Origin of the sequence: Nocardia aurea (assembly GCF_003123685.1) — a bacterium.
In the GTDB taxonomy this organism is placed as follows: domain Bacteria; phylum Actinomycetota; class Actinomycetes; order Mycobacteriales; family Mycobacteriaceae; genus Nocardia; species Nocardia aurea.
Window position 1 is genome coordinate 318,564 of record NZ_QCYJ01000130.1, and the last position, 23,606, is coordinate 342,169.

The 23,606-nt window shown below is 67.4% G+C and carries 26 protein-coding genes; 7 read left to right on the forward strand and 19 right to left on the reverse strand.

Going from position 1 to position 23,606, the window contains the following annotated elements; genetic code table 11:
• Nucleotides 1-95: 95 nt before the first annotated feature.
• A complete protein-coding gene (locus tag DAT37_RS33315) occupies nt 96-1,085 on the forward strand; it encodes an ATP-binding cassette domain-containing protein (RefSeq protein WP_109528853.1) in 990 nt (329 codons plus the stop codon).
• Nucleotides 1,082-1,909, forward strand: a complete 828-nt coding sequence (locus DAT37_RS33320; RefSeq protein WP_109528854.1) for an ABC transporter permease — start codon at nt 1,082-1,084, stop codon at nt 1,907-1,909. Before DAT37_RS33315 ends, DAT37_RS33320 begins: the two co-directional genes overlap by 4 nt.
• A 53-nt stretch (nt 1,910-1,962) precedes the next feature.
• Here the strand turns inward: DAT37_RS33320 and DAT37_RS33325 are convergent, their stop codons facing one another.
• On the reverse strand, nt 1,963-5,514 hold the full coding sequence (locus DAT37_RS33325; RefSeq protein WP_109529124.1) for an AfsR/SARP family transcriptional regulator: 3,552 nt from the start codon (nt 5,512-5,514) through the stop codon (nt 1,963-1,965).
• Nucleotides 5,515-5,602: 88 nt separating this feature from the next.
• Here DAT37_RS33325 and DAT37_RS33330 point away from each other — a divergent pair, with 88 nt between their 5' ends.
• Together DAT37_RS33330 and DAT37_RS33335 are read left to right on the forward strand one after the other, a co-directional pair.
• A complete protein-coding gene (locus tag DAT37_RS33330; RefSeq protein WP_109528855.1) occupies nt 5,603-6,058 on the forward strand; it encodes an SRPBCC family protein in 456 nt (151 codons plus the stop codon).
• A 54-nt stretch (nt 6,059-6,112) separates the two neighbouring features.
• Entirely contained in the window at nt 6,113-6,982 is an 870-nt protein-coding gene (locus tag DAT37_RS33335) for a 1,4-dihydroxy-2-naphthoate polyprenyltransferase (protein ID WP_109528856.1), read from the forward strand.
• A 23-nt stretch (nt 6,983-7,005) separates the two neighbouring features.
• Here the strand turns inward: DAT37_RS33335 and DAT37_RS33340 are convergent, their stop codons facing one another.
• The 5 genes from DAT37_RS33340 to DAT37_RS33360 all read right to left on the reverse strand — a co-directional run bounded on the left by DAT37_RS33340 (nt 7,006) and on the right by DAT37_RS33360 (nt 9,780).
• Nucleotides 7,006-7,389 (reverse strand): phage holin family protein, encoded by a 384-nt coding sequence (locus tag DAT37_RS33340; protein ID WP_109528857.1) that lies wholly within the window; start codon nt 7,387-7,389, stop codon nt 7,006-7,008.
• 71 nt (nt 7,390-7,460) lie between these two features.
• Nucleotides 7,461-8,042 carry a Clp protease N-terminal domain-containing protein gene (locus DAT37_RS33345; protein WP_109528858.1) on the reverse strand — a complete coding sequence of 194 codons (582 nt, stop codon included), beginning with the start codon at nt 8,040-8,042 and terminating at the stop codon, nt 7,461-7,463.
• A complete protein-coding gene (locus DAT37_RS33350; RefSeq protein WP_109528859.1) occupies nt 8,042-8,263 on the reverse strand; it encodes a helix-turn-helix domain-containing protein in 222 nt (73 codons plus the stop codon). The genes DAT37_RS33345 and DAT37_RS33350 overlap by 1 nt, the downstream gene beginning before the upstream one ends.
• Nucleotides 8,264-8,353: 90 nt before the next feature.
• On the reverse strand, nt 8,354-9,439 hold the full coding sequence (gene cds1, locus DAT37_RS33355) for an L-cysteine desulfhydrase Cds1 (protein WP_109528860.1): 1,086 nt from the start codon (nt 9,437-9,439) through the stop codon (nt 8,354-8,356).
• Nucleotides 9,436-9,780, reverse strand: coding sequence for a DUF4229 domain-containing protein (locus DAT37_RS33360; protein WP_109528861.1), 345 nt, complete (start codon nt 9,778-9,780; stop codon nt 9,436-9,438). The genes cds1 and DAT37_RS33360 overlap by 4 nt, the downstream gene beginning before the upstream one ends.
• 184 nt (nt 9,781-9,964) lie before the next feature.
• On the opposite strand from DAT37_RS33360, the gene DAT37_RS33365 reads away from it, so the two are divergent.
• Together DAT37_RS33365 and DAT37_RS33370 are read left to right on the forward strand one after the other, a co-directional pair.
• The gene (locus DAT37_RS33365) at nt 9,965-10,174 is read left to right on the forward strand and encodes a BldC family transcriptional regulator (RefSeq protein WP_062983746.1); all 210 of its coding nucleotides are present in this window, start codon (nt 9,965-9,967) and stop codon (nt 10,172-10,174) included.
• Nucleotides 10,175-10,292: 118 nt separating this feature from the next.
• Nucleotides 10,293-10,493 (forward strand): hypothetical protein, encoded by a 201-nt coding sequence (locus tag DAT37_RS33370; protein WP_109529125.1) that lies wholly within the window; start codon nt 10,293-10,295, stop codon nt 10,491-10,493.
• A 12-nt stretch (nt 10,494-10,505) separates the two neighbouring features.
• Here the strand turns inward: DAT37_RS33370 and DAT37_RS33375 are convergent, their stop codons facing one another.
• From DAT37_RS33375 to hemL, 10 genes are all read right to left on the reverse strand, one after another.
• Nucleotides 10,506-11,216 carry a phage holin family protein gene (locus DAT37_RS33375; RefSeq protein ID WP_109528862.1) on the reverse strand — a complete coding sequence of 237 codons (711 nt, stop codon included), beginning with the start codon at nt 11,214-11,216 and terminating at the stop codon, nt 10,506-10,508.
• A 205-nt stretch (nt 11,217-11,421) separates the two neighbouring features.
• Nucleotides 11,422-12,192: an SDR family NAD(P)-dependent oxidoreductase gene (locus tag DAT37_RS33380; RefSeq protein ID WP_109528863.1), complete on the reverse strand. Its 771-nt coding sequence runs from the start codon at nt 12,190-12,192 to the stop codon at nt 11,422-11,424.
• A gap of 188 nt (nt 12,193-12,380) precedes the next feature.
• Nucleotides 12,381-12,722: a DUF5713 family protein gene (locus tag DAT37_RS33385; RefSeq protein ID WP_109528864.1), complete on the reverse strand. Its 342-nt coding sequence runs from the start codon at nt 12,720-12,722 to the stop codon at nt 12,381-12,383.
• A gap of 375 nt (nt 12,723-13,097) precedes the next feature.
• Complete coding sequence (locus DAT37_RS33390) at nt 13,098-13,655, reverse strand: hypothetical protein (protein WP_109528865.1); 558 nt, start codon at nt 13,653-13,655, stop codon at nt 13,098-13,100.
• 913 nt (nt 13,656-14,568) lie between these two features.
• Nucleotides 14,569-15,528 carry a c-type cytochrome biogenesis protein CcsB gene (gene ccsB, locus DAT37_RS33395; RefSeq protein ID WP_109529126.1) on the reverse strand — a complete coding sequence of 320 codons (960 nt, stop codon included), beginning with the start codon at nt 15,526-15,528 and terminating at the stop codon, nt 14,569-14,571.
• Between the two features lie 2 nt (nt 15,529-15,530).
• A complete protein-coding gene (gene resB, locus DAT37_RS33400) occupies nt 15,531-17,297 on the reverse strand; it encodes a cytochrome c biogenesis protein ResB (RefSeq protein WP_109528866.1) in 1,767 nt (588 codons plus the stop codon).
• On the reverse strand, nt 17,294-18,169 hold the full coding sequence (locus tag DAT37_RS33405) for a cytochrome c biogenesis CcdA family protein (protein WP_109529127.1): 876 nt from the start codon (nt 18,167-18,169) through the stop codon (nt 17,294-17,296). The genes resB and DAT37_RS33405 overlap by 4 nt, the downstream gene beginning before the upstream one ends.
• Nucleotides 18,170-18,239: 70 nt before the next feature.
• Nucleotides 18,240-18,863 (reverse strand): TlpA disulfide reductase family protein, encoded by a 624-nt coding sequence (locus DAT37_RS33410; RefSeq protein ID WP_109528867.1) that lies wholly within the window; start codon nt 18,861-18,863, stop codon nt 18,240-18,242.
• 98 nt (nt 18,864-18,961) lie between these two features.
• The gene (locus DAT37_RS33415; RefSeq protein ID WP_109529128.1) at nt 18,962-19,603 is read right to left on the reverse strand and encodes a histidine phosphatase family protein; all 642 of its coding nucleotides are present in this window, start codon (nt 19,601-19,603) and stop codon (nt 18,962-18,964) included.
• 461 nt (nt 19,604-20,064) lie between these two features.
• Nucleotides 20,065-21,402, reverse strand: a complete 1,338-nt coding sequence (gene hemL / locus DAT37_RS33420; RefSeq protein WP_109529129.1) for a glutamate-1-semialdehyde 2,1-aminomutase — start codon at nt 21,400-21,402, stop codon at nt 20,065-20,067.
• 181 nt (nt 21,403-21,583) lie between these two features.
• Between hemL and DAT37_RS33425 the strand changes: the two genes are divergently transcribed.
• On the forward strand, nt 21,584-21,976 hold the full coding sequence (locus DAT37_RS33425) for a hypothetical protein (RefSeq protein WP_109528868.1): 393 nt from the start codon (nt 21,584-21,586) through the stop codon (nt 21,974-21,976).
• A gap of 61 nt (nt 21,977-22,037) precedes the next feature.
• Here DAT37_RS33425 and DAT37_RS44465 read toward each other — a convergent pair whose 3' ends face one another.
• The 3 genes from DAT37_RS44465 to DAT37_RS33435 form a co-directional block, all read right to left on the reverse strand.
• A complete protein-coding gene (locus tag DAT37_RS44465; RefSeq protein WP_157978825.1) occupies nt 22,038-22,259 on the reverse strand; it encodes a hypothetical protein in 222 nt (73 codons plus the stop codon).
• Between the two features lie 184 nt (nt 22,260-22,443).
• On the reverse strand, nt 22,444-22,593 hold the full coding sequence (locus DAT37_RS44470; protein ID WP_157978826.1) for a hypothetical protein: 150 nt from the start codon (nt 22,591-22,593) through the stop codon (nt 22,444-22,446).
• A 384-nt stretch (nt 22,594-22,977) separates the two neighbouring features.
• A complete protein-coding gene (locus tag DAT37_RS33435) occupies nt 22,978-23,253 on the reverse strand; it encodes a hypothetical protein (protein ID WP_109528870.1) in 276 nt (91 codons plus the stop codon).
• Nucleotides 23,254-23,606: the final 353 nt, after the last annotated feature.

Sequence of the window (23,606 nt, forward strand, 5' to 3'; positions counted from 1 at the left end):
TGGCACTCTGGCAGCGGTGGTGGCCGGGACCGTGCAAGCGGTCCCGCCATCGTCGTGCAAGGGCCGTGCAAGACGACGCCCGCACAGTTGTCCCCATGACTTACACACCCACTTCAGCGCTCGCCGTCGAGGCGAGCGACCTGGTCAAGGTGTTCGGGGAGCAGCGGGCCGTCGACGGCGTCAGCCTGGCGGTGCCGCAGGGCGCGGTGTACGGCGTACTCGGACCCAACGGCGCGGGCAAGACGACAACCATCCGCATGCTGGCGACCCTGCTGCGGCCCGACGGCGGCAGTGCCCGCATCTTCGGCCACGACGTCGCCTCCGAACCCGCGGCCGTGCGCTCGCTGATCGGCGTCACCGGGCAGTACGCCTCGGTCGACGAGGATCTCACCGCGACCGAGAACCTGATGATCTTCTCCCGCCTGCTCGGCCTGAGCCGATCCGACGCACGCCGCAGAACCGTCGAACTGCTGGAGGAATTCGACCTGGTCGAAGCGTCGAACAAACCGTTGAAGAATTTCTCCGGCGGTATGCGGCGCAGGTTGGATCTGGCCGCGAGCCTGATCTCGGCGCCGCCGCTGCTTTTCCTCGACGAACCGACCACCGGTCTGGACCCGCGCACCCGCGCCCAGATGTGGGAGACCATCCGCCGTCTGGTCCGCGAGGGCGCGACGGTGGTCCTGACCACGCAGTACCTCGACGAGGCCGATCAGCTCGCCGACCGGATCGCCGTCATCGACCGGGGACGGGTGATCGCCGACGGCACCGCCGACGAGCTCAAGAGTTCCATCGGCGGCTCGTCGTTGCACCTGACCCTGGCCGACAGATCGCAACTGGACGAGGCCAAGCGCATCGTCAGCGATTTCCTCGGCACCGAGGCCCAGATCACCCCCGAGGCAGGCAGACTCACCGCGCCGCTGCGCAGCGCCGATATGACCACCGATCTGCTGATCCGGTTGCGCGAGTGGGAGATCGCGGTAGAGGAGATCAATGTCTCCAAGCCGAGCCTCGACGAGGTCTTCCTCACCATCACCGGCCATCCCGCCACCGAAAGCGCGGACGACACCGAACGGAGCGCGGCATGACCGCCACCCTCACCGAGCCGGCCACCGTGCCACGGCCGCTGCCGACCCCGGCACCCGCGATCGACCTGCGTCAGACCTTCGCCAACACCATGACGATGGCCTATCGCGGCCTGCTCAAGATCAAGCACAATCCCGAACAGCTCTTCGACGTCGTCATCCAGCCGATCATCTTCACGCTGATGTTCACCTACATCTTCGGCGGCGCGATCTCCGGCGACGTGAAAAGCTATCTGCCGCTGATCATCCCCGGCATCATGGTGCAGACCGTCGTCCTCACCTCGGTCACCACCGGCGTGCAGTTGCGCGAGGACATGGAGAAAGGCGTCTTCGACCGCTTCAAATCCCTGCCCATCGCCCGCATCTCGGCGCTGTCCGGGGCGCTCACCGCGGATATGGTGCGCTACTTCATCGCCACGACACTGACCGTCGTGATGGGTCTGATCATGGGCTACCGCCCGCACGGCGGCGTGGTCGGCGTCGTCGGCGCGGCGCTGCTGGTGATCGTCGCGTCCTTCGCCACCAGCTGGATCTGGGCGTTCTTCGGCGTGATCGCGAACAAGGCCTCCGCGGTGCAGGGCTATTCGATGCTGATCATGTTCCCGCTGACCTTCTGCTCCCCCGCCTTCGTGCAACCGGAGACCATGCCCGGCTGGATGCAGGGCTTCGTCAACGTCAACCCGGTGTCCCATCTGATCTACGCGTGCCGGGATCTGATGAACGACGGCCATATCGGCAGTCATTTCGTCTGGACGCTGGTCGGCGCCGCCGTGCTCGTCACGGTTCTCGCCCCGATCACCGTGCGGGCGTACATGCGCAAGGCGTGAGACACCCGACGACCGGCCGTCGTCCCGTATATCGGGACGGCGGTCGTTCGTCGTCAGCGTGCGTCGCGCAATTCGCCGATGACGCGGATGATCTCGTCCGAGGCGACCTTGCGGCCGACCCCGCGATGGGTCTCGGTCGCTTCCGTCACTCGGCGCGCGCCGAGTTTCGCGGTGGCGGCCGACCGGTGCAGATCCAAACGCATCGACGCGAAATCCTGGCGCGCGTTGACTTCGGGAGCGAGCGCGAGCAACAGCAGTCCACGGTCGGGATCGAGACCGGTCGCGATCAGATACGAGCCGACCGCGCAGGCCAGACCGCCGATCTGGGGAAGATCCGGGTATTCCGACAGCATGGCCGAGCCCTGATCGAGTAGTTTCCGTACCAGGTCGGCGGAGGATTCGGGCGCGCCGTACAGCACCCTGGCGTCGAGCACCGCGGCCGCGACCATGAGCTCCCCTCCGGGACCGGGCCCCATCTCCGAACGCGGCCAGCCGGTCAATCGCAGCGCCCGGTCGTAGCGTCGCACCCCTTCCTCGAAATCGCCTTCGGCGATGGCCAGTTCCGCGGTGCCCTGCACGAGCAAGGCCAGCCCGTGCAGGTTCATCCCCGGCGGAATGTCGGTGGCCCCGAAATCGGTCGTCCCCATGGCGGCCTCGAGTTCACGCCGCGCCTGTGCCAAGTCGCCCGCGCCGATCAACGAGGCGGCGAGCATGCTCCGAGTCTCCACGGTGTCCTCGTGGACGCCCAGATGCAACAGCATGTCGAGGCTGCGCCGGTAGTAGTCCACCGATTCCCGGTATTCGGCGGTCTGGCCGAACACCTGCCCCAGGTGGTTGCACACCATGGCCACGCTCCAGATCTGATTGTGGCCGAACTCCTCCAGCGCGCGGATCGCGTCGTGGGTGGAGCCGCGCACATCGCCCTGGTTCTCTTTGATGTTGGCGCGCAACAGCAGTGCGGTGGCCTTGGTCTGCGAGTCGCCGTGCACGACCGCCTCCGCGATACGCCTCGCCGCGCCGAATCCATCCGAACGGCTGAGCATGATCTCACCGATGAACCTGGCGGTCTGGTCGAGATCGGTTCGGCTGCCCAGCAATCGGCGTACTCGCCACCGCAGTCGAGCCAGGTAACGCACATCCTTGGTGGTGTAGAACAGGTGCAGGAACGTCATCTCGAGGGTGATCAGCACCAGATCCGAACGTAGAGCGGCGCCTTCGGTGCAGGACTCGTCCAGGTCGACCACCCTGGCCGCCCACGCGACCACTTCCATATGCGAACCGCGGATCACCCACAGCGTGCCGACCACCGGGAATATGGTGTACGCGGAGCGCGCGTCACGCCGTTCGATGGCATAGCGCAGCGCCGCCAGCAGATTATCCAGTTCGGTGGTGACTGCGCGCGCGAGTTCCATCTGGTCACCGTCGAGATACCTGTTCGCCACGGCTTCCGCGAAATCGCACGACCACCGCGTCATCCGTTCGATCACCGCTTCGGACTCTCCCGGCGACGCGGCGAGCCGTTCCTGCCCGTATTCCCTGACCGTCTCCAGCATCCGATAGCGGGTGCCGAGGACGTCCTCGTCGTAAACGGTGAGCAGCGACTGGTTGACCAGCCCGTCCAGCGCGGTCATCACGTCGCCGACGTCTGGTCCGCCCGCGACCGCCTCGGCGGCCTCGGGCCCGAAACCGCCCGGAAACCGGCACAGCCTGCGCAGGGCCACCCGCTGCGGTTCGTCCAGCAGATTCCAACTCCAGTCGATGACCGCGTGCAGGGTGCGGTGGCGTTCGGGCGAACTGCGATCACCGTTGCGCAGCAGCGCGAAACGATCCGCGAGCCGGGAGTTGATCTCCTCGACGCTCATCGCCCGAACCCGCGCCGCCGCCAACTCGATGGCGAGTGGCAGCCCGTCCAGCGTCCGGCACAACTGGGCGACGACCTCGGCGTCGAGCCGCACCGTCGGGCGCACGGCGCGGGCCCTGGCCTCGAACAGCTCGGTGGCGGGCGAACCGGCGGCGTCGATCGTCAGCGCGGGCAGGGGGTAGACGGTCTCGGCGGTGATCATCAGGGGCGCGCGGCTGGTGGTGAGTACCGTCAGCCAGGGGGCCAGGCCGATCAGATCGGCGACGACCATCGCCACCGCGTCGATGAGATGTTCGCAGTTGTCCAGGATCAGCAGCATGGATCGGGCCGCGAGGGCATCGCGCAGCCGCCGCCTCGGATCGGCGGTGTACCCGGTCCGCAAACTCGCCGAATCGAAGGCGATCTCGCTCAGGCCGAGTGCCGCGCTGATCGCCGCCTCCACCTCCACCCGCGCGTCGGCGGCATCGGCGCGCACCGAGGCCAACTCGACCATCAGCACCTGACGCGAACGGGCGACCCGCGCGCCGACCTCGTTGGCGACGCGAGTCTTGCCGGTACCGCCGGGGCCGAGCACCGTGGTGACCCTCGAGGTGTCGAGCGACCCCACGATGGCGTCGAGGTCGGCGTCGCGTCCGAGCAGCGCGTTCGGCGCGGCACGCAATCCGATCGCCGCGGGAACCGCGTACTCCACACCCGCGGGCCGAGCCGTGATATCGAAACCCGCGCCGGACGCCGACGCGGATCCGTCGAATGCCGTTCGCGCGGCAGCCGGATCGTTCGACTCCCCCCGGCCGTCAGCGGTCGCGGTGCCCTCGGCCGGACGCACGGCTCGCAACACGGCCTTCGCCTCGTCTCCGGGGGAATCGGCCGCACCCGTCACCACCGTGAGCGTCGGCGCGCTCGCGCCGGTCGACCGCGCGCCCACGACGCCGGATTCCGCACGGTCGATCGGCTCCCCGCGCAGGATCGCGGTATTCAACTCGACCAACGCCCGCCCGGGGTCGGCGCCCAATTGATCGGCCAACCGGGCGCGGAACGCGGCGAAGGATTCCAACGCCTCGTTCGCCCGTCCCGCCGTGGCGAGCAGGCGCATGAGCGTCGCTTCGGCGGGTTCGTCCAGCGGATCGCTCGCCGCTCGCCGCCGCGCCAACCCCAGCGCGCCGTCGATATCGCCCATATCCTGCCTGGCGGCCAATTCGAGCAGGTCGAGATGGGTGAGGATCTCCGCGGCCCGGTCCCGCAGCGCGTCGGCGACCTCGCCCGAGGGCAGATCCGCGCCCGGCTCCCCGCGCCACAGCGCCCTGGCCCGCGCGACCGCGTCCAGGCAGCCCGCGCCGTCGCCGCGTTCGCGATCCCGCCGCGCGGGCAGCAGCAGATCCCCCGCCAGCGCCAGATCGACCTGGTCGACGGCGAGCGTCAGCCGATACCCGGCGGGCCCGATTTCCAGCGCGCCGTCGGGGAGTGCGGACCGCAGCCGCGACACCTGGGTGTGCAGCGCGTTCATCGGGGCGCGCGGCGGTTGATCGGCCCACACGTCATCGATGAGCGCCTGCGCGCTGCGACTGCGACCCCGACGCAGCGCCAACGAGGCGAGCAGTAGCCGCGACCGGGTTCCGGGCACGGCGGTGAGCGCGCCGTCGCGGCGCAACGCGACCTCGCCCAACAGGGCGACCACGACCGAGTGCGCCGCGGGCGTCGTCGCGATTCGACTGCGGCGGTGCGGACCGCCCTCGTCAGGAAACATACCGAGATAATCGTATGCGAGGGACTGCGCTCGGTGCGTCATGGTTTTCTCCCGCTGTCTCGGGCGTCGGGTCACCTACGCTGGGCCCATGGCTGAGTTCGAAGTGGTCCGGCAGGCCGTTGTCTCGGCTGCGCCGTCGCGCGTTCACGCGTACATCAACGATTTCCACGAGTGGACCAAGTGGTCGCCGTGGGAGGATCTCGATCCGCAACTCCAGCGCTCCTACGCCGGTCCGCAGTCCGGCGTCGGCGCCAAGTACTCCTGGTCGGGCAACCGCAAGGCGGGTGCGGGGCGTATGGAGATCGTGTCGAGCGCCGACCGGGAAATCGGTGTCAGGCTGGAATTCGAGAAACCGTGGAAGGCCGTCAACCAGGTCACCTTCACCCTCAACCCGGTGCGGGACGGCACCGAGGTGGTCTGGAAGATGACCGGCCGCCAGACCGGCCTGATGGGCCTGGTCTCGAAGGTGATGCCGATGGACAAGATCGTCGGCAAGGATTTCGAGAAGGGTCTGGCCAGGCTGAAGTCGGTGGCCGAGGCCTAGACCGAGCCGGGCCGGGACGGGGCGCGCGAGTTCGGCTCCCGATAGGCTCGGCGCATGGCTACTGCAGCGCAATGGATCGAGGGGGCCCGCCCCCGAACCCTGCCGAACGCGATCGCTCCGGTGCTGGCAGGCACCGGGGCGGCCGCGTCCATCGACGGACTCGTCTGGTGGAAGGCCGCACTCGCGCTGCTGGTTTCGCTCGCCCTCATCATCGGCGTCAATTACGCCAACGACTATTCCGACGGCGTGCGCGGCACCGACGACGACCGGGTAGGGCCGCTGCGCCTGGTCGGTTCCGGGGTCGCCGCGCCCGCCGCGGTCAAGAACGCCGCGATTCTCAGTCTCACCGTCGGCGCGGTCATCGGACTCGTCCTGGTTTTCAGCACGGCGTGGTGGCTGCTGCTCGTCGGCGCGGGTTGCCTCGCGGGCGCCTGGTACTACACCGGCGGCAAGAACCCGTACGGCTACAGCGGGTTCGGCGAACTCGCCGTCTTCGTCTTCTTCGGCCTGATCGGCGTACTCGGCACCCAGTTCGTGCAGGCCGAGCGGATCGACTGGGTCGGCGCCGTGCTCGCGGTCGCGGTCGGCGCGTTCTCCAGCGCGGTGCTGGTCGCCAACAATCTGCGCGATATCCCCACCGATACCGAATCCGGAAAGACCACACTCGCGGTGAAACTCGGTGATCCTCGCACCAGGACACTGCACCTGGCGCTGCTCGCGATCCCGTTCGTCGCCACCGCCGCGCTGGTGGCGAGGACCCCGTTCGCACTGGTCGGCGTGCTGGCGGTGCCGCTGGCGATCCGCGCCAACGCGCCGGTGCGCACAGGCAAGAACGGGATGGAACTCATTCCGGCGCTGCGCGACTCCGGGCTCGCCCTGCTGGTGTGGTCGGCGCTCACCGCGCTCGCGCTCGGCTTCGCCTAGGACGTCGAGGCCGAGCGGGTGGTTCAGTCGTTGTCCGGGACCAGGATCCCGAGCACCCAGTTGACGAGCGAGATGATGATGCCGCCGAGTACCGCCGCCCAGAAGCCGTCGACCTCGAGGCCGTAGTCGGAGAACGCGTCGGTGAGCCACGCGGTGAGCATCAGCATCAGCGCGTTGACCACCAGCAGGAACAGCCCGAGGGTCAGCACGACCAGGGGCAGCGACAACAATTTCACCAGCGGTTTGACCAGCGCGTTCACCAGGGTGAACACCGCCGCGACGGCCAACACGACGATGACCTTGCTCGAGGTCTCGTCCTCGGGGCTGATGATGTCGATCTTGTCGACCCATGCGGCGGCCAACCAAATGGCCACCGCGTTGATGATCAACCGAATAACTAGCTGCATGGGGCAATGCTAGGTCGCTTCCGCGAATTCCCGTGGGATTCGCCGGATGCCACGATGACGGACCCGAGCACTCAGGCGGCACCGTCGAGCAGTGCGTGCACCTTCGGACGCAGATCATGGATCGGCCCGGAACCGCCGAACAGGGACACGGTCGTCTGGTTCGGGCTGCGCAGAATGCCGAGCAACAGATGCCCGGATTCGATGCTTTTGTCCTTGCGCGCCACCGCTTCCCGCAGCGACAGTTCCAGCACTTTTTTCGCGTCCTTGGTGAACGGGATATGCCCGAAACGCCCGCCCCGGCCACGACCGAAGAATCCGCCGTGATCCTCGGAAACCGGCTGGTCGAGTGCGTCACGCCCGAAGTTGGCCTCCAAGCTTTCGCGCACGGCGTCGAGGTCGATGCCGATGGAACGCAACGCTTCGGCGTCCTCCGGGCCGAGCGGATCGCCCGCGCCGCGCTGTGCCAGCATCTGCTTGACCCCGTCGTGGGTGACGCCCACCTCGGCGAGCAGTGCCTTCAGCTCGGGTTCGGCCTGCGCGAGCAGCCCGAGCAGGACGTGCTCCATCTCGATGGTCGACGACCGCAATTCCCGCGCGTCTTCGTGGGCGAAGACGACCGCGGTCCTGGCCGACCTGCTGAATCGTTCGAACATCAGCGCTTCCTGTCTCTCGAACTGTGTTTCTGGTGAACCGCCTGTTTGCTGACCCCGAGCGCGTCCGCGATGGCCTGCCACGACCAGCCCTGCGCTCTCGCGTTCTGAACCTGGATCGCTTCGAGCCGCTCGAGCAGCCGACGCAGCGCGAGCACGGCGCGCAGCCCGACCGTGGGGTCGGGACTGCCCGCGGCGGCCGCCAGGGTGGTTGCTTCCGTCATGTCGTCAATTTTGATTGACGACGGAGGCGATGTCAACAAAAATTGACAACAAGGAGCGCGCGGGACCGCGCCCACTCCGGGGAGCGACCGCTATCCGGTCCACCTGCCGGTGGCGTGGAATTCGTCGATGACCACGGTCGACTCGGCCAGGATCATCCCCTGTGCCGCCACCCAGGCGTCATCGAAATACGTTCCCGCGTAACGGTCCCCGCCGTCGCAGAGCAGAGTCACCACACTGCCGGTCCGCCCGGCGGCCAGCATCTCGGCGATCAGCGCGTAGGCCCCCCACAGATTGGTACCCGTGGAACCGCCGACCCGCCTGCCGATGACCCGGCTCGCCCGCCTCGCCGCGGCGATGGAGGCCACATCGGGAACCAGGATCATCCGGTCGACCACCTGGCCGACGAACGACGGTTCCACCCTCGGACGCCCGATCCCCTCGATTCGCGACGACCTGTCCGTCCGATAGCCGGCGTCACCGGACTCGTACCCGCCGAAGAACGCGGAATTCTCCGGATCGACGACGGCCAATTTCGTGGCGTGACGGCGGTATCGGAGATACCGGCCGATAGTCGCGCTCGTCCCCCCGGTACCCGCGCCGACCACCACCCACGTCGGCACCGGATGCGTTTCCAGCTCCATCTGCTCGAAGATGGATTCGGCGATGTTGTTGTTGCCGCGCCAGTCGGTGGCGCGTTCGGCATTGGTGAACTGATCCATGAAATGTCCGCCGCATTCGGTCGCCAACCGAGCGGCCTCGGTGTACATATCGGGCGGTCGTGCCACGAAATGACATCGGCCGCCTTGCGCTTCGATCAGCGCGATCTTCTGCGGCGAGGTGCTCGCGGGCATGACGGCGACGAAATCCAGTCCGAGCATCTTCGCGAAATACGCCTCGCTCACCGCCGTCGATCCCGAGGACGCCTCGACCACCGTCGTCCCCTCGGTGACCCACCCGTTGCAGATCGCGTACAGAAAAAGCGAGCGTGCCAGCCGATGTTTCAAACTGCCGGTGATATGGGTGGATTCATCCTTCAGATACAGCTGGATGCCCCATTCGGCGGGCAGCGGATAACGCAGCAGATGGGTGTCGGCGCTGCGTTGGGTATCCGCGTCGATCAATCGCACCGCGTTGTCGACCCAGTCGCGCGGAGTGCTGCGATCGCACTGCCTCACGCCGACGCGCCGCCGTCCTCGCCGCGCAGCCTGGCGCGCAGACGGGCCTTGTCCTTGCGGCGCTTCTCGTCGACCACCGCGATGTCCTCGTTCACCTTCGCGCGCAATTTCTTGAACAGCGTCAGCGACAGCGGCATGGCGATGATCAGCGCGAACAGCGCGGCCACGATCACCGGCACCTCGACCCGCACCAACCTCGCGACCAGAATGATCGCCGCGGTGAGAACCACGACCAGAGCCAACCGCGCCACCGTGTACAGCGCCAGATTCTTGGCCAGCCGTTTGCCCGCGTCGGAGGTTTGCTGGGCGGATGCGCCGTCCGGTCGAGTTGCGTCGCTCACGGCACACAGAGTAGGCGAAGCCCGGTCCGCCCTTCGTTCACCCACCCGCCGCCGACGTCCGAGACCTATCCGTTTTGTCCATTACTTCGCCTTTACCAACTGTAGGTGGTTCGCGTACCTAGGGGTCGGGGTGCAACGATTGCGCCATCTGATGAGGGAACTGTCGAGAACGGAGAGGTTTGCTATGACTGCGATCACCGTCGGCGGCCAGGACACCTTACTGACCCCGGGGCAAGTGGCTGCCATGTTCCACGTCGATCCCAAGACCGTCACCCGCTGGGCTCATGCCGGTCGACTCGGATCTCTGCGTACGCCGGGCGGTCACCGCCGGTTCCGGGAGTCCGAGGTACTCCAACTGCTGAAGTCCCTCACCACCGAGGCGACAGCACGCTGACCTGGTTCGCGCGGGCGGCCTTCACTGCCCGCGCCCGGTCCGCGCACCCGCCGTTTCGGAGTCCCCGATGCGCGCGGGCCCGATACGCGGCTACCCTCGTCAGCAGGAGGTGAGCGACGTGATCTACCTATTGGCGCTCATCGCGGTCTCGGCGGTCGCGGTGCTGTGCTGGAAGGCGTTCGGCCCCCAGAGTTCGGCCGCGCCGCCCCCGGGTCGGCCCCGGCGCGCCCCGATCAAGGGCCCCGACGACGACCCCGATTTCCTGTGGAAGATATCCAGACAGCAACATCGCGACGGCGACGGCACCACCGACCGCTGAAACGCGCCCCCGTCAGGACGGATCGCGTCGCACCGACCGGCACACATGCGGTCGCAGATCGGGATTCTCGAAGTAGTGCCGGATCAGGTGGTAGGCCACCAGCGGATTCATCAGCATGACCGCGTCCGACACCATGACGACCTCGGCCCCGGCCAGCGCGCGAGCGACCCTGCCACCGCGCCGACGCCCAGCCGCCTGCCAGAACACGTCGGGATCACGCACGTCCACACCGAACATGTTGTGCCATTTCGCCGGGCCGGTCTCTCGCACGTAGGGCCGAACCCCGGCGATATCGGCCCACGCGACCACCATCAGATCCCCGCTGCCGCCGCGCCGGACGACCCGCGTCGGCGTGATCACCAACCCGGGAACCACCAGTCGGTGCACGATCAACCCGCGATAGGCGGCGAACAGCGCCACCCCCGCGATCGCGACGAATACCGCGACACCGCCGAGCACCAGCCACTCATCGATCAGGAACGCCTCGACCAACAGCAGCACGGCGACCGACAGGAAAACCAGCCCCATCAACAGGAATACGACACCCTGCCACTTCGGCGGCTGCCGCATCGGCAGGAGCACACCGGATTCCCGCACACCCCCCACCGTGATCTCCTCGACCACGACCCCGCTCATACCCCGCGCGCGGTAGGACTCGACCCGGTCGTCGTCCCACCGCCACTGCTCCGGCCACGCCGAGAACCCGGCCCTCTGTGCTGCCACGCCGCAGATCGTCCCATATCGAGGGGGTGCGGTATTCCGCGAATCGCCCCCGGAACCAACCGGCCCCTCGCTACCGCGCCGGTGACGAGGAAATCGCCTGTCGACAACGGGGATTCATCAGGACGAACGCGGGCGGAACGGCCTGATCACGACGGCCGCCCTCGATGCTCGGAAGCCGTTCAGCAAACCGCCCGACCGGGGTAGATCAACGCATGATGGTGCCACCGTCGACGTTGAGAACCTGACCGTTGACCCACGCGGCGTCCTCCGACATCAGGAAGGCCACCGTCGCCGCGATATCACCGGTCTCCCCGACCCGTGGACTGTGCATCCGCTTCAGCGCCCCCGCTTGCAGCTCCGGCCAATGCGGCGCGGACCGAATATTCTCGGTGGCGGTGAACCCGGGCGCGACCGCGTTACAGCGGATACCCTCCCGCCCCCACCGCGACGCCACATGCCGCGTCAACGCCCCGATCCCCGCCTTCGCCGTGGCATAGGCGGGCCGCGCCGGTTCCCCCTGAAACGCCGCCGCCGACGAGGTATTGACGATCACGCCGCCCCCGCGAGCGAGCATCAACGGAATCCCGTACTTCATCGTCAGCACATACCCCCGAAGATTCACCGTCATCGTCCGATCCCAGATCTCCAGATCGATATCGACGACATTGCTGTCGTTGCGCACCGCCCCCATATCCGCCCCCACGTTGAACAGCGCGTCCACACCCCCGAACTCCGCGACCGCCGCATCGAACAACCCCCGCACCGAATCCGGCTCACCCAGGTCGAACCCCACCGCCGCCGCGGTTCCCCCGGCCTCCGCGATCAGCTTCGCCGTCCCCGCCGCCGCCGACTCCCCCAGATCGCCCACGAGCACCCGCCACCCCTGCGCACCGAGCCGCAGCGCCGTCGCGGCCCCGATCCCGCTCCCCCCGCCCGCGACAACGACAACCTTCCCGCTCAACCCGGGTAGACCCACAGCTCGTCCTCTCCACGGGACCGGCGAGGGGATGTGCCGAGCCGATCCAGAATGTCATTCTCTCAATCCAGAACCATATTATCGTCTCGGAGGCGCGGCGCCAGGGGGTGCGCGAACTCCCTCGTCGCTCGAGACGAGATCGGTGGTCATGCGCGGACGGTCGGCTCCGCTACCGGCCAACGTCCTGTTCACCACTCCCGAGGGGCGATCAGTTCTTCGATATCGGCGTCGTGAAAACCGTAGGCGTTGGCCAGAAACCAGAAATCCTGACCTATCTCGTCACGAGCCACGGTCTCGATTTCGCTGCCGGCCGCGTCGAACTCGGCCTCCAGCTCATTGAATTCCTCGGTGGCGGCGTGAGTGAGGCGATACAGCGCGGATAAGTCGGCGGGCCGCTCGGCCTCGATGCGTTCACAGAGCCGCACGAAGATCGCTTCGCCCCGACGCACCACCGGGTCGGGATAGTAATCGTCCTCGTAGAGAAGGCGGAGAAAGCGGTGCACGAGCACCTGCTCGTTACTGATCGGCATGACGGTCCGCCTTGTCGTCGATTTGGCCGCCCGATCATTTCACGCGACCCGAAATTGCGGACCACAGACGGGTGACGTACGCTGACACCGTCCGCCGCGCAAGGGCTGACTCCGAAGTCGCGGCGGACTCGATGATCGACGCGACCGAAAACTCATCGCGTACCGATGAGCCGAATGGTCGACGGCCATACCTGATCGCAGCGCGATCGCACGCGAGAATTCGTCAGTTCAATCCCGCGTAGCTGTGCAGACCGGGTAATGCCGGACTCGACTGGCAAGAACTGATCGCGATAGGCGCGATCACCACGACCACGCTCGGCCTGCTCAACAGATCCGGAGTACTCGGTAGTGCCGAACCGCACGCCGAACCCCTGATCAGCAGGTGAGATTCGCTGCCCCGGACGCCGCGAACGAGACATGTACATGGTCGTAGTGATTCTCGGTCGGGCTGCCGCGGTCCTCCATGAACGACCACCCACCGCCATCGTTGTAGCGCTGCTGCCAGATCACGTAGTTGACGCCGAATCGCGCTTTGTTGGCCAGCACGAACGCGGCGATCGCGTCACCCTGGGCCGGGTTCGGCGTCATGATGTCGAGCGCGAGACCAGCACCGTGATCGCCGCCGGAGCGCCCCTGCGCGCCACCGATATCGGAAATCCCGAACATCTGCTGCAACATGTGACTGACCTGCGCGACATGCGGCCGGGTGCCCTTCCACTCCGTCGCGCACGGGAATTTCGCCTTCCGAGCCGACGGTGCCGCCTCTTCGTCGTCTGCGGCAACCGGGCGTACCCTCGGCGCCGGCGCGTCGTGCGCCAGGACGGGCAACGAATCGAGTTCGATAGCCGACGGCCCCGGCCCCGGCGCCGGCGCCGAGACCGCGCTGACCTGCTGCACGTCGGCCCCGCTCGGCCGCAACGACATCCAGATCATCGCGGGCGCGGTCGCGGCGATGCTGCAAACAATCAGGGAGGTGCGGCCCGTGGGCGCCGCCGGGCTGCGATGTCGACCGGACGTTTCAATCACCAGCTAGTGTCGAGAATGGAACTCGCGCAATAGTACGAGAGGGACGCAAGAAAGTCACGCGATGGCGTCAAGCGATGTCAATTGGTACATCCCGTAAAGTCGCCGCGACGGAGAAGTGTCCCGTCGAGGTCACCGGCTTGTCTATGCCACTGATCCCGTTCAGCACTTGCACCTTGCCTACCGACTTGGTTGCATACCCGCGGGGTCGATGCGTGTTCTTCGCTCCGACCGTTCTTCGTATGGGCGAATGCGCTGCCCTCGCCTCTCGAGCGGTAACTATGTCGACGAGCCGCTCTCGCTTCGGCTGAACCCGCACCGACCACTGGCGCGGACACCCGGGTCGCCTCCTTGCTTCAGAGAGAGACTCGCAATCGACTTCGCATACCACGCCGTGTGACACGGCAATTCGTTCGACTCGCTACCTCCGCAGCAGGGACAGCGTGCACGGAACCATACCGCTCCGAGTACGCGAACCAACGGGGATCAGACGATATGACGTACCAACGACTGGCTCCGAATTTCGAATTTCAACAGCTTCAGTGGGCATAGGCACCCGATATATCCGAAATCGTTCAGAACAATAAGTACCACCGGTCCCGAAACATCAATACCGAAGCCGCGCCCCGATGCCTGCTAATTTTTATCCTCGCAACCGAGCCGAGAGTGCGTCAGAATTGCGATAATAACTGTTCCCGCGACGGCTGGAATCGGAATTTCGCAAGAGCAAGCGCCGCCGCAATGCAAGCGCGAGACAGGCCGGAATACGGTCTTTCGCTTGAACAGCCTCGATAACCGACGCGAATGCGCAGGTCAACCCTGGTCAGTTCAACCCCGCGTAGCTGTGCAGCCCCGAGATCACGATGTTGATGATGAAAAGGTTGAACAGCATCGCGACGAAACCCGCCACATTGATCCACGCCGCCTTCGTATCGCGCCACCCACTGGTCGCGCGGGCGTGGAGGTAGGCGGCGTACAGCACCCAGGCGATGAAGGAGCAGGTTTCCTTCGGGTCCCAGCCCCAGAAGCGGCCCCAGGCGGCTTCGGCCCAGATGGCGCCGAGGATGACACCCGCGCCGAAGAGGGGGAAGCCGATGATGGTGGTTTTGTAGGCGAGGCGGTCGAGAGTGCGGGCGTCGGGGAGACGTTTGGCGATGGTGCCGAGGATGTTGGCGGATTCCTGGCCTTCGGGCTGGCGGATGCGGTACAGGAACAGCAGGCTCGCGATGCCGGAGACGAGGAAGACGCCGCTGCCGACGCTGACGATGGTGACGTGCACCGGGAGCCAGAAGGACCGCAGGGCGGGGACGACGGGGGCGGCGTCGGCGTAGAGGACGGTGCCCGCCAGGAACATCAGGAGGATGACCGGGACGAGCAGGAATGCCCACATCGAGCGGTAGCGCTGTTCGCGCAGGAAGATGATGCCGACGACGGTGGCGGCTGCGGTCGCCATGGTGACGAATTCGTACATGTTGCCGAGCGGGAAGCGGTGGGTCGCGAAACCGCGCAACACGATCGAGAGCACCTGGAGCACGATGCCGACGACGAGGACCGAGAACGCCATATTGCCGAGACGTTCGGACAGCGGTCGCGCGACGGGTGCTTCGATCTTGCCCGGGCCGGAGCCGAGGCCGCCCGCCATCGCGAGTTCACGCTCGGCCACCTGGTTGGCGCGCGTGGTCGCGTACTGCCAGATCAGCAGTATCACCACGATCGCGTACACCACGATCGCCGATTTGAAGGCGAAGTCGCTGTAGCGTGCGAGGTTTTCGTCGATCTGCATGGTCACTCTCCGGTCGGGTCGGCGTCGCGCGCCGGTTTCGGCTCGGTGCTCGACGCGGCGGTGTTCGTCGCGCCCGGTTCGGCGGGCTGCCCGGATTCCGGGGCCGGGCGCGCGGGTCCGCCGCCGCGAAGTTCCGGCTCGTCGAGCAGACGCTCTCGTAGCTGTTCGAATTCACCACCCCAACCGGCCTGATCGGTTCTGGCGAGCCCACCCATCTCTACTACAGCACGTCGTTGACCAACGGTACCGGCTCCGTCCGCTTCGGGGTAGACCCGGATCCAGACGCGCCGACGCTTCACCAGCAGCGAGACCAGCAGCCCCGCCATCATCGCCAGCGCGCTCACCAGCACCCACTTCTGGGCCGGATCGTGCGAGACCTGGAGGTTCACGAATTCCTGTGCGCCGTCGAAGGTCACCTTCGCGCCGCTGGGCAGGGTGGTCGATTCGCCGGGACGCAGGTTGACCCTGGCCTCCTTGCTCAACCTGCCCTGTCGGATCTGCTCGGAGTCCAGCGCGAACAGCGATTGCGGCCTGCCGGTGTCGAGTCCGGTGTCGCCCCGGTAGATGTCGACCGCGACGGCGGGATCGTTCATCGCCGGATACGACGAGGTCAGCAGATTCCCGTGGAAGAACGCGGTCGGCGCGAACAGACCCTCGATGGCGATCTGGTTCTTGCGGCGTTCCTCCTCGGTCGCGTACATACCGCCGGGCGGGTCGATGCGCAGCACGCCGCTGGACAGGAAGGTGCGGGCGTCGTCGGGACGCCACTGGATGGTCTCGGTGCGGGTCTGCCCGTTCGGGAAGGTGACGGTGAAGGTCGGCGCGAAACCGTGGCCTTGCAGGTAGAGGCGGTCACCGGCGACGCGAAGCGGATGGTTGACCCGGATATCGGTGGCACGCCAGGTATCGGTCCGCAGATCCTCGCCCGCCTGGTATTCGATATTCGAGGTGAACATCTCGGCCTGGCCGCTCTCCAGATAGTCGGCCTTGAAATCCTTGACGCGCACACACAGCGGGGTCATGCCGGTGCCGTCGTTGACGTTGCCCGCCTTGAACGAATCGAATACCGCGGGTGAGGTGGTGCAGAAACCCGGCCCGTTGTTCGCGATGACGATGACGCTGCCCTCGTAACCGAACAACTTGCCGACCGCGATGGCGATCAACAACCCGACCAGTGCCAGGTGGAACACCAGATTGCCGAGTTCGCGGGTGTACCCCTTCTCGGCGGAGAGCGTGATCTCGCCCTCGCGCGCCCGCTCGCCACCGGAGCGGATCTCGGTGCGCCATCCGCGCAACCGGGTCCGCGACAGTTCGATGACCTGTTCCGGCGTGGCGTCGACGGTCTGTTCGTGATGCAGCGGCAGCCTGGCCAGATTGCGCGGCGTCGGCACCGGCGGGGTGCGCAGCGCGCGGTAGTGGTCGAGGCAGCGCGGCAGGATGCAGCCGACGAGCGAGATGAACAGCAGCACGTAGACGGCGGTGAACCAGAAGCTGGAGAACACGTCGAACAGTTCGAACCGGTCCATCCACGGCCCGAGGGTGGGACGGTCGGCGATGTACTGCTCGACCTTCTGGGTGTTCAGATTGCGTTGCGGCAGCAGCGCGCCCGGAATCGCGGCCAGCGCGAGCAGGAACAGCAGCACCAGCGCGGTGCGCATGCTGGTCAGCCCGCGCCACGCGTTGCGCACCACCGCCCAGAGGCGTCCCGGCAGGGACTGGCGCGGAGGCGGGGCCGACGCGGCGGTGGACGGCGTTTCGGTCATCGTCATATCGGCAGCGTCACCTCGGAGACGAACGCGTCGCGCACCCAGCCGACGAACTGATCCCACGCCCCCGTGACCAGCGCGACGCCGACCGCGACGAGCAGGATGCCGCCTATGACCTGGATGGTGCGTGAATTGCGCCGCAGCCAGCCGACACCGCGCAGCGCGGTGGCCGACCCGAATGCCAGGATCACGAACGGCAATCCGAGCCCGAGGCAGTAGGCGACAATGAGCGCGACCCCGCGCGCCGCGGTGGTGCCGTCGGTACCCGCGGATACCGCCATGACACCGGAGAGCGTCGGGCCCAGGCACGGCGTCCAGCCGAGGGCGAAGACCGCGCCGAGCAACGGCGCGCCGAGAATGCCGGTCAGCCTGCGCGGTTCCATCCTGGTGTCGCGCTGCAACGCGGGCACCAACCCGATGAACACCAAACCCATGAGGATCGTGACCACGCCGCCGATACGTTGCAGCAGTTCACGATTCATGTTCAGGGTCTGGATGACGCCGAAGACGGTGGCGGTGGCGAGCACGAACACCACGGTGAACCCGGCGACGAACAGCCCGGCCGCACCGGCGACCCGCATCCGCCCCGCTCTGATCTGCTCCTTGGATACCTCGGCCGCCGCTGCCGAGCCGTCGGCCCGTTCGGCGACGGCGACCGCACCGCGCCGCGCACCGCTGGCCTGCGCGAGGGTCGCGGGCGGGGCCTCCGCACCGACAAGGCCCGCGAGATAGGACAGATAGCCGGGCACGAGCGGCACCACGCACGGCGACGCGAAGGACACGAGTCCGGCGAGCACGCAGGCCCCCAACGCGAGCAGCAGCGGCCCGGTCGCCGCGGTCTGCTGGAACGAATCCCCCACACTCGCGAGCACCATCAGCACGGCCTTCCCGCCGGAGCCTGCGAGCGCTCCGCAGGATTCGACCGTCCCGCGGCACCGACGCCGATCACTGCGAAACCTCCGCCGCGACACGGGCTACCACCGGTTGCAGATCCTCGGCGAGCAGCGATTTCAGGAACACCGCCGCCACCCGGTGATCACGGTCGAGCACCAGCGTCGTCGGGATCACGCTGGTCGGGAAATCGCCGCCGAGCGCGAGCAGGGTCCGCATGGACGGGTCGTAGATGGAGGGATAGCCGATCTTGTTGTCGGTCACGAAATCCTGGGCCTTGTCGCGCTGCGGATCGCGGACGTTGATGCCGAGGAATACGACGCCACTGTCCTCGGTCGCCTCGTAGACCTGTTCGAGGGCGGGTGCTTCGGCGCGGCACGGACCGCACCACTGGCCCCACAGGTTCAGCACGACCACCTTGCCCGGGAAGTCCTGGACCGAGACGGTCTTGCCCTCGGTCATCAGATCCTCGCCGGACAGGCTGCCGATGGTGCCGCGCGAACTCGGCGGGTCGTACAGGATGGTGGTCTTACCGCCCGGCGAGACGAATTCGAAGGTGCCGCCCGAAGCCACCGCGTCCGATCCGGTCGAGCAACCCGTCAGGGCCGCGACCAGCGCGACGCAGGCGAGCAGCACCGGACCGACGCGTCGAACCGGGATTCGACGCGTCGGTGACATGTGTGCCGTGGAACGGCGTGACATATGTGCCGTGGAACGGCGTGACACATGTGCCGCGCAACGGCGTGACACAGCCGTCGTGGAACGGGCGGAACGAATCATGCGCCGTGTACCGACGGGTCCGACCCGCCCGCGGGCTCGGAGTAGACGATGTCGACGAGAGTGTCGCCCTGGTACACCAGCGAGGTCAGCGAGGCCAGCGAGCACTGCCGCTGGCGCGGATCGTGCCAGAGCCGCTGGCCCTGGAGGAATCGGCGCAGAGTCCAGACCGGCAGTTGGTGCGAGACGAGCACGGCCTCGTGTCCGGCCGCCTCGACCCGCGCCTTGTTCACGGCGGCGAGCATGCGATGGGCGATCTGGAGATACGGTTCGCCCCACGACGGGGTGAACGGGTCGCGCAGTTTCCACCAGTGCCTCGGCTTGCGCAGCGCGCCGTCACCGACCGAAACACGCAGGCCCTCGAAGGTATTGCCCGCCTCGATCAGATTCTCGTCGGTGCGAACCACCAGACCGTGCTGCGAGGCGATCGGCTCCGCGGTCTCCTGGGCGCGCTGCAACGGCGAGGCGATCACCACGCTCAGATCGTGATCGGACAGTGCCCGCGCGACCGCCCCCGCCTGCGCCCGGCCCGTCACCGACAGGCTGAAACCGGGCAGTCGGCCGTAGAGGATGCCTTTCGGGTTGTGCACTTCACCGTGCCGCAGCACGTGCACGATCGTCTCCAGGCTCGCGTCGACCAATTCCGGCTCGAATTCGACCTCGGGTTCGGCCGGGCGGGGCACGGCGGTCGTGGCGGAGGAAACGGAGGGAACAGCCGAGACGGCGGTGGTGGTCTCGGGCTCGTCGACCCCGGCCGCTCGCGCGACGGCGTCGGCGACGTCTACCCCCTCGACCAGCGCGACGGCGGCGAGGGCCTCGGACTCGGACGCAGCCTCGCCGGACCGTGCATCGGACTCGGGAACGACGGACACGGTCTCGTCGGAAGCGACAGCTTCGGGCTCCGCGGCGTCCGCAGCGGACGCGACCGCCCCGCCTTCGCTCGCCTCCGAGACAGTCGTGCCGACGCTCCCGTCCGAATCGACGGACTCGGACACGGTGCCGCTGGGGTCACCGGTGGCCGGTGCGGTGGAGTCCACAGCGGAGTCGACGGGCGTGCCTTCCACCCGTCGCTGTGGGTCGTCGGGCTGTTCGAGGTCGGAACTCACGCGCGGGATCCTTCGGGGGTGGCGGCCGCGGCCGCGTGTGCGGCGGCGGGCAGAGCGGCGGCGATACGGTCGAACGCGTCCTCGTCGAGCGCCGCCGAGACGAACCATGCCTCGAACGCGCTCGGCGGCGCGTACACCCCGGCGTCGAGCAGGGCGTGGAAGAAGGCGGGGAAACGCCAGGTCTGGCTGGCCTTGGCGGCCGCGTAGTCGGTCACCGGGCGATCGGCGAAGAACACGCTCACCATATTGCCCGCGAACTGCACCTGATGCTCGACCCCGGCCGCGGTGAGCGCCTCGGTGAACAGGCCGCCGAGCCGATCCGCGTTGCGATCGAGTGCCGCGTAGACGGCGTCGTCGGCCGCGCGCAAGGTGGCGAGACCAGCGGCGACGGCGACCGGATTACCGGAGAGCGTGCCCGCCTGATAGACCGGGCCGAGCGGGGCGAGTTGATTCATGATCTCGGCGCGCCCGCCGAAGGCGGCGGCGGGCAGGCCACCGCTCATGACCTTGCCGAAGGTGTAGAGATCGCCCGCGACGCCCTCGCGTCCGAACCAGCCCGCGCGGCCGACCCGGAAACCGGTCATCACCTCGTCCATGATCAGCAGCGCGCCGTGTTCGGCGGTGAGGGCGCGCAGGCCCTCGTTGAAACCGGGCAGCGGCGCGACCGCGCCCATATTGCCCGCCGCGGCCTCGGTGATCACGCAGGCGATCTCACCGGGGTTGGCGGCGAAGGTCTCGGCGACGGCGGTGAGGTCGTTGTAGGGCAGCACCAGGGTGTCGCCCGCCTGGGCGCCGGTGACACCGGGCGAGGTCGGCAGGCCGAGTGTCGCGACACCGGAACCGGCGTCGGCCAGCAGCGCGTCGACGTGCCCGTGATAGCAACCGGAGAATTTGATGATCTTGGCGCGACCGGTGTAGCCGCGCGCCAGCCGGACCGCGCTCATGGTGGCCTCGGTGCCCGAGTTCACCAGCCGCACCCGCTCCACCGGATCGACCCGGTCGGCGATGACTTCGGCGAGTTCGATCTCGGCCTCGGTCGGCGCGCCGAACGACAGACCGCTTGTCGCCGCTCGCTGGACCGCCTCCACGACGGCGGGATGGGCGTGGCCGAGGATCATCGGACCCCACGAGCAGACGAGGTCGACGTACTCGTTGCCGTCGGCGTCGGTCAACGTGTATCCGTCGGCCGAGGCGATGAATCGGGGCGTGCCGCCCACCGATTTGAACGCTCGTACCGGCGAATTGACGCCGCCGGGGATAACCGAACTCGCCCGGTCGAAGAGCTGAGCGGAAATCGGTACAGCGGCCCTGGTCACGCGCGGAGAAGAACTCACGGCCTCCAGTGTCTCAGCCCGCGCGGGCGGGGTCGACGACAGGGTGTAGTGGAGTGATGCACGCCGCACTTCCGGTGATCGGCAACACGCCGATCCTTCGACGGCGATATCGGTCGCTGGAGGATTGCCGGTGCGTAATCTCGGGCGTTGTCGCATCCGCATCGGCCCAGGAGTCGCTTATATGAGGATCACCGTCATCAGGACTGTCACCCTCGCCGCGGTCAGCGCCGCGGCCCTCTGCTTCGGCGCCGCGACGGCGACCGCAGCGGTTCCGCTGGCCCAGCCGGACCAGGGCCGGATCGGTGTGCAACTCAGCCACGACGAGACCGAGGCGCTGGCGGGCGGCCCGATCCCCGCACTGGTCACCATGGTCGTGCCGCTGAACCGGATCGGCGCGGGCCTGCACAGCGACACCCAGATCTACCGCGACGCGAACGGCGGCGTGCACGCCTCGTTGCGGCAGGTCATCTCCGAGACGACGACCCATCCCGACGGTTCGATCACCCTGTACCTGAACGCGCCGGGCACCAGAGACGGTCGCGTATTCGACATCTATCAGAACTGGACCCAGTAGTGCGCTGCCGACCGCGGGCCGTTCGCCCGCGGTCGGCAGCGGCACTACGCGTGCCGGTTTCTCAGGAGTACATGCACGGCACGTCGGCCGAGATGGTGTGCAACTGGCACATGAAGTTGTTGTAGATGCCGGCCGAACCGGACTCGGGGAGCAGAACCTGCTCCGCGGCCGGGGCGTTCTCCAGCGGCAGCCCGCTCGGCGCCGCCGTCGCGGGACCGGACGTGAGCCCGACCGCCGCCACCGACGCCAGCGCTACGCCGAATTTCGCCACCAGAACTCTCACAGATAACACCTTCCATCGAAATATATTGGGCGACAGTCGATCACCGTGGTCGATGATGCTGCCGCCCGACACGTCGGTGGCGAGGGTGCGTCCGTTACCGACACGCGTCCGCGACACGCCGTCGGCCAGGAATGTCGGCAACCGAGTCGGGACCACACCCGAAGTGCCGGAGCCGGTTTCGCCGCTAGGTCACGCCGACGCAGAAGAGCGCGGAACCGGTAGACAGCAGGCAGGCCAGCGGGGCGGGCAGCACGCGCAGCGTTCCCGGCGGCACGGTGGGGAGCAAACCTTGCCGTAGCGGTCCGGAAGATGACGCGGGCTCGATGGTAGCCACGGACGCTTCGGGCACCTGCGCCGTCGCGGTGGAACCACCGATTAGGCCGCCCGCTACCAGCGCTAGGGCAATCGTCGCGTACGTTCTCGGCTTCATGGGATAGGCATGCCCGGGTCCGGGACACCGAAACGGTATGCGGTGCGGGCAGTTCTGTGGAAGTGGTCCGAGTGGTTGCCCACGACGGTCACGCGGGTGCGGTCACCGTTGTCCTCCCCGGCTGATTTCCGAGCCCCTTCACCCTGGCTGCGCGGCCCCGTCCGAGTGGGGTCACCCCGAGGGGGTCACACAGGGACCTCACAAGTGCTGTCACATCGGGAGCCCTCACGAGTGCGGTCACACCGGAGTCCGCACAAAGCGGTCACACAAGGTGTCCGCATGAATGCGTCAGACCGGGCCTGACCTTCCATTGAACGCGGTCTGTCCTTTCGACCGCACGACCCGCGCCGCACCGTCTATGACGAGCAACCCGGCCACGCAGACCAGGAAGGCGGCCAGTACCAGCCACGGCGCCATATAGCGGGTCGAATCGAAGGCCGGCAGGTCGCCGATGGGCGCGAAGGTGGTCGTCACCACACCGTTTCCCCAGCTCAGGACCGCGCCGATCACGCAGAGCAGGGCGATCACCGCCTCGCCGAGAGCTGTGCTCGTCGCTCGCTTCACGGCCGTCTCCCTTCTCGCCGAGTCGTTTCCCGGACTCCTCGATCTTGCCCGACGCATCGGCATTCGGCGAAGTTCCCGCTCGTGTCGACGTCCCCGGTGTTCGGGCGCGTCCCGGCATCCGCACTTCTCCCGGCACATCGGTCATCCGTACTGCCGGCAGCCCGGAGCTAGACGGACCTACCCGATCCCTCGACCATATCGGTCCCCTCCGATACCTCAGCGCTCCCGGAATCCTCGGAGTCCCGGTGCACCCCGGTGCTCTCGGACCGCCCGGGCTCACCGATGCTCTCGGCTGTTCCAGGCTGTTCCGAGTTCTCGCGGTCTTCCGTCGACTGGTAATTCTCGGAAGTCGC